We start from the raw sequence: 6,004 nt of genomic DNA on the forward strand, positions 1-6,004 counted from the left end.
AAAATGACGCTTTATACTTCTGCTGAATCACACTATTCTATTTCCAAAAATGCAGCGTTAACAGGCATAGGAAGAGCACAGGTTAGGTTAGTTAAAACCAATAATAAAGGTGAAATGTTAGCAGAACATTTAGAAGTATTAATCTTAGAAGACATAAAAAAAGGTTACCAACCGTTTTTTGTTAATGCAACTGCCGGCACTACTGTGTTGGGTGCTTTTGACGATATTACAACTATAAGCAAAGTCTGTAAAAAGCATAATGTATGGCTGCATGTAGATGGCGCTTATTGTGGTGGAGTTATTTTTAGCAATAAGCACAAACATCTAGTACAAGGCTTAGAGAATTCCAACTCATTTAGTGTTAATGCCCATAAGATGCTTGGCACACCACTGAGTTGTTCCATAATAATAACACAACATAGAGCCCAATTACATCATTCATTCTCAAATGAAGCCGATTACTTATACCAAACCGATAGTGACGATTTTAATTTAGGTAAAACCTCCATGCAATGCGGACGTCGTAATGATGCTTTAAAAATATGGACGCTCTGGAAATCTGTTGGAACTTTAGGGTTGGAAAAAATTGTAGACAAACAGTTTGAAATGGCGCAAATTGCGAGAGATTACATTAACAATCATAAAGATTATACACTTTACAGTTTTGAAGACTCTATATCTGTATGTTTTAACTACAAAGGCATTCCCGCCAAAGCATTGTGCACTAGCCTGTATGAAAATTCAAAATTAATGGTGGGCTTTGGTTCCTTTAAAAACGAAGAATTTGTAAGAATGGTAACCATTAATAGTCTTTTAGAAAAAGAGGATGTCATCAACTTTTTTAAGACACTTGAAAAGCATGTTGTCGATAAAATGTTAAATATAAACCCTTCTTAATCTTAAAAATGAGTATTCATTCAAAAATTATACTATTTTAGCATTATAATTTCCCATAAAAACTATGGTACAACAAGTTACAAGCGGAATTAAAATTTCTGTAGAAACCAATTTTGAAGGCACATTTTATAAAAACTATAAAGTTCACTTTGCCTTTGGCTATAAAGTAACAATTGAAAATCAGAGTAAGGATTCTGTACAATTAAACTCACGTCATTGGAGAATTTTAGACGCTCTAAACAACGAAGAAATTATTGAAGGTGAAGGCGTTATTGGAAAGAAACCCGTTCTTAAACCTGGCGAAAAGCACACTTATAATTCTGGTTGTTTGTTAACATCTCCTTTTGGTGCCATGCGAGGTCATTACAATATGGTTAATTTCACAAAAGCCAGCAAGTTTAAAGTTTATATTCCTTCCTTTAAATTAAGCGCGCCTTTTGCACTTAATTAGGTTTTAACTACACCTCAATACTTCGACTACGCACTTCGTCAAGCTCAATCTGACACATAATTTTTTACAAAATCGAATCTGTAGGATACAAGACCTTGTTCTACATTGAAGAATAAGCAATTAGAATAATGAATGAATTGATACTCCGTATTTATATCAAAACTCTCATCGTTTACTTTATAAACACCATCACAATCTGTATTACCATAAGGAGAAATACGTCTAAAACGATATTCTGTATCGTGTCCTAAATCATAAAGCTCAAACCAAGCACCTGCTGCTATACCACTTAACCATTGCGCATGCTCCACTTTTACTGTATTATGCTTAGGCTCTAAAGTACCTATCAAGCTTGGATTATAGCCTTTTAACTGATCTAAAAATAAACGTCTATTTTCTTTACTAACTGTAGACCCAAATCTATCTACACCTCCTTTTTCATTAACCAAATACACAAAATCTTCAGTATCTGCAATAACCACATTACCAATAGTACTTGGCGTAAACCATTTAGAACGTATTAGTTGTTTCTTAACTTTAGCATCTACCACAGAAGCAATTAGAGTATCCGTCACAAAACGCGCACAATTACAAGCTTCTTTTATAAATGCTGCATACCTAACAAAGCCTTGAGCCTGCATTTCATTTATATACTTTCTTGCCAAATCATAATTTACACTATCACAAACTGAAGCATATAAGTGACCATCACCATGGGTTAACTTAGGATTTGTGGCTAAAAATTTTAGAATATCCTCTAAATTCTTAATCTTATTATTTTCAATTTTTGCCTCTATCGGAAACCTTAATTCAAAATCTGTTTCTCGACCTCTTACTCTTCCGTTAGGCTCTGAAGTTATATAGCGACCAAAATCATGATACTCTAAAACACCTGTACTTTTATTTATTAAAACTAAAGCAGCATGTCCTGCTCTAACATGTTTTTTATTCCCTACAAAAAGAAAACGCAAAAACTTAGAATACCATTCTTCGGCATGAGACACAATTGTTTCAGGATAAGCAAGTGTAAGTATGAATGCATCGTTCTTAGACATGGTAAAATTTAAAAAATAAGGCAGCAACTTACAAAAAATAATGTTGGTATTTTTCACCTTTTAAAATCTATTAACTCTTCTATTTAGCAATTAAAATATTTTGAGATTTGTTAGGTTTTTCTAGCCTAATGCCTATTATCACTTTTCGCACAACAATAATCTTTAAGAATAATAATATCTCATAAATATTGTACCTTTGCACTTTCAAAATTTTATTCCCAAACGGTTGGGAATCTTTTAAATAATAACTTAATCATAACCAGATTTCTGATGTTATTTCACTAAGCTCAGTCTAACAGCTTAGCGTAAAACTCAGAAACGCTAAAAAAATTTATCGATGGGAAAAGGATTCTTTAATGTACCAGTAGCTGTTAATGAACCTGTAAAGTCTTATGCTCCAGGCTCACCAGAACGTGAAGCTGTATCTGAGGCTTACAAATCTATGTACAACAGCAAAGTAGAAGTCCCTTTATATATTAACGGAAAAGATATTACAACTGGAAACACCAGAACAATGTCTCCTCCTCACGATCACCAACATATTGTTGGCGAATACCACTTAGCAGAGCAACAACATGTTGAAGACGCTATTGCTACTGCTTTAGAAGCACGCAAAACATGGTCTCAATTACCATGGGAACAACGCGCTGGCATCTTTTTAAAAGCTGCTGAATTAATTGCTGGTCCTTACAGAGCAAAGATTAATGCCGCAACTATGATGGCACAATCTAAAACCATACACCAAGCTGAAATTGATGCTGCTTGCGAGTTTATAGATTTCTTACGCTTTAATGTTCAGTTTATGACTGATATATACATGGAGCAACCAGAAAGCACAAGTGATGCTTGGAACCGTGTAGAATATAGACCTCTTGAAGGTTTTACTTATGCCGTAACACCTTTTAACTTTACTGCAATCGCTGGAAATTTACCAGCTTGTATGGCTTTAATGGGTAATGTTGTCGTATGGAAACCAAGTGACAGCCAAGTGTATTCTGCTAAAGTTATTATGGATGTATTTAAAGAAGCTGGTGTGCCAGATGGTGTTATAAATGTTGTATTTGGTGATCCAGTTATGATAACCAATACCGTTTTAGCTAGCCCAGATTTTTCTGGATTACACTTTACAGGTTCTACATTTATTTTTAAAGAACTTTGGAAACAAATCGGAAATAACATTCATAACTATAAAACATACCCAAGAATTGTTGGTGAAACAGGTGGAAAAGATTTCATTATTGCACACAAGTCTGCTAATGCTAAACAAGTTGCTACAGCAATTTCTCGTGGTGCTTTTGAATTTCAAGGTCAAAAATGTAGTGCAGCATCTAGAGCTTATGTTCCTAAAAGCATTTGGTCTGATGTTAAAAAATACATTTTAGAAGACATTGCATCTTTTAAAATGGGATCTCCAGAAGATATGAGCAACTTTATTACAGCAGTAATCCATGAAGGTTCATTTGATAAATTAGCAAAATATATAGATCAGGCAAAAAATGATAGTGATGCAGAAATCATTGCTGGAGGTGGTTATGACAAATCTAAAGGTTACTTTATTGAACCTACAGTTATAGTAACTTCAAACCCAAAATACACAACCATGTGTACAGAACTTTTTGGTCCTGTAATTACAATTTATGTATATGAAGATGATGCTTACTCTGAAACTTTAAAACTAGTTGACGAAACCAGTGAATACGCATTAACTGGAGCTGTTTTATCTACTTGTCGCTATGCTGTAGATGAAGCCACTAAAGCTTTACAAAATTCAGCTGGAAATTTCTACATCAATGACAAGCCAACTGGTGCTGTTGTAGGTCAACAACCATTTGGTGGCGCAAGAGCCTCTGGAACAAATGATAAAGCTGGTAGTGCGCAAAACTTGTTACGTTGGGTATCGCCAAGATTAATTAAAGAAACCTTTGTAACTCCTACAGATTACAGATATCCATTTCTTGGATAATTTTATAATGTTTTGAAAAACAAATCCTTAAGAACTTATGTTTTTAAGGATTTTTTTATGCCTTTCATAGAAATTACAATCAAAAAACATCTTTAGGTTTTGAAACTTTGTATCTTTTGAATCTGAAACAAAAAACCCTCGTTATGAAAAAACTATACGCTTTTATTTTATTGTTTTTACCATCGCTAATGCTAGCACAAACGGCATTTACTTCTGGTATTACACCAGATTTATCCGCATACGGAGAAACATCTAATTATCCTGGCGAAGGAGAATATGAGATGTTTTTAAGTGCTGATAACATTTTAGATAAACCTATAATCTTAGTTGATGGCTTTGACCCAACCGACTCTAGAGATATACCTGGCATCTATAGCATGTTAGATTTTACAGGTAGCTCTGGTTCACAAAATTTAGCAGACCTAGTTAGAGCTCAAGGATTTGATGTTATCATTTTAAACTTCCCAGTTTATGTAAGAGCAGCTGATGGAGCAACTGTAGACGGAGGCGCAGATTTCATTGAGCGAAACGCCATGTTACTTGTTGAACTTTTAAACATTATAAATACAGCAAAAGCACCCAACAATCCTGAGCAAAATGTAATTATTGGCCCAAGCATGGGAGGACTCATTTCTAGATATGCATTAAACTATATGGAAGCCAACACACTTAATGCAGACACAAGATTATACATTTCTTTTGATTCGCCACACCATGGTGCAAATGTACCTATAGGTCTACAACACCAGTTAAATTTCTTAGCAAACAACCCGTTAAATCCTGTTACAGAATTACAACCCTTAATTGAAGGTTTTCTAAAGTCACCTGCAGCAAGGCAGTTGTTAATTGACCATTTAGAACCACATTTATTAGATCCAAATACAGATGTATATTCTTTCGATCCTAGTTTAACATTACCTATAGCACACCCTTATAGGATTGAATTTGAATCTAGAATAAATAGCTTTACTTCTAATGGCTTTCCTGAAAACACTCGTAATGTCTCTATAATTAACGGAAGCGGTATTGGCAGCCCTTATTTAGCTGCCGATGGCACAACACCAGTTACAAATGGCTTTACCATTGTAGACACTACAATTCCTGTAGATGGTCCTTTAGGCCCTGTAAATGTAGATATTGAAATAAACATGACTCCTGCTGCTGGCACACCTGCACAAGTAAGTCGATTTTTCGCACCTTTACTTCCACCAATTGTACCAAACGTAGAGTCTATAGCCAATTCAGGAACCACAAATTTTGATGGTGTTGATGCTGCACCAGGTGGTCTTTTTGATTTATCAGATTTAACCGGAGATGTTGGCTCAGAAGGTGGAATTGCACAAGATTTTTTAAACGCCCTTCAAATTGACAAGTTTAGCTTTATACCTTCTGTAAGTGCTTTAGCGTTAGAAATCACAGAAGAAAGCACAGACGATGACATTGATTGGTTTCACAATATAAACTTATCTGGTAGAGCCACAACTAATAACACTCCATTTGATAATACATTTTTACCAGATGATAATGAACCACATGTGCAGTTAAATGAAGACAATGTAAATTTTGCATTAACCGAAATACTATCACCACCATTAAATGTTACTGAAAATAATTTGACTCTATTTCAACTTGAAAAAA

Annotated in this window: 5 protein-coding genes; 4 read left to right on the plus strand and 1 reads right to left on the minus strand. The window is 34.5% G+C overall.

Going from position 1 to position 6,004, the window contains the following annotated elements:
* Together N4A42_RS13790 and apaG are read left to right on the plus strand one after the other, a co-directional pair.
* Window positions 1–897, plus strand: an 897-nt coding sequence (locus N4A42_RS13790) for an aminotransferase class V-fold PLP-dependent enzyme (protein WP_294075170.1), incomplete at its 5' end; no start/stop codon positions are given.
* Between the two features lie 64 nt (window positions 898–961).
* A complete protein-coding gene (gene apaG, locus N4A42_RS13795; RefSeq protein ID WP_294075173.1) occupies window positions 962–1,348 on the plus strand; it encodes a Co2+/Mg2+ efflux protein ApaG in 387 nt (128 codons plus the stop codon).
* Between the two features lie 44 nt (window positions 1,349–1,392).
* On the opposite strand, the gene N4A42_RS13800 is transcribed toward apaG, so the two are convergent.
* On the minus strand, window positions 1,393–2,403 hold the full coding sequence (locus N4A42_RS13800; protein WP_294075176.1) for a DUF6695 family protein: 1,011 nt from the start codon (window positions 2,401–2,403) through the stop codon (window positions 1,393–1,395).
* A 337-nt stretch (window positions 2,404–2,740) separates the two neighbouring features.
* Between N4A42_RS13800 and pruA the strand changes: the two genes are divergently transcribed.
* Window positions 2,741–4,366, plus strand: a complete 1,626-nt coding sequence (gene pruA / locus N4A42_RS13805; RefSeq protein WP_294075179.1) for an L-glutamate gamma-semialdehyde dehydrogenase — start codon at window positions 2,741–2,743, stop codon at window positions 4,364–4,366.
* A gap of 143 nt (window positions 4,367–4,509) precedes the next feature.
* Window positions 4,510–6,004, plus strand: a 1,495-nt coding sequence (locus N4A42_RS13810; RefSeq protein ID WP_294075183.1) for a hypothetical protein, incomplete at its 3' end; no start/stop codon positions are given.

This window comes from Winogradskyella sp. (genome assembly GCF_025210595.1).
GTDB lineage: Bacteria > Bacteroidota > Bacteroidia > Flavobacteriales > Flavobacteriaceae > Winogradskyella.

What these genes read in the sequence shown, in the direction of transcription:
- pruA (WP_294075179.1), top strand. Translation starts at nt 2,741, where the DNA reads ATGGGAAAAGGATTCTTTAATGTACCAGTAGCTGTTAATGAACCTGTA.
- N4A42_RS13800 (WP_294075176.1), bottom strand. Translation starts at nt 2,403, where the DNA reads ATGTCTAAGAACGATGCATTCATACTTACACTTGCTTATCCTGAAACA.
- apaG (WP_294075173.1), top strand. Translation starts at nt 962, where the DNA reads ATGGTACAACAAGTTACAAGCGGAATTAAAATTTCTGTAGAAACCAAT.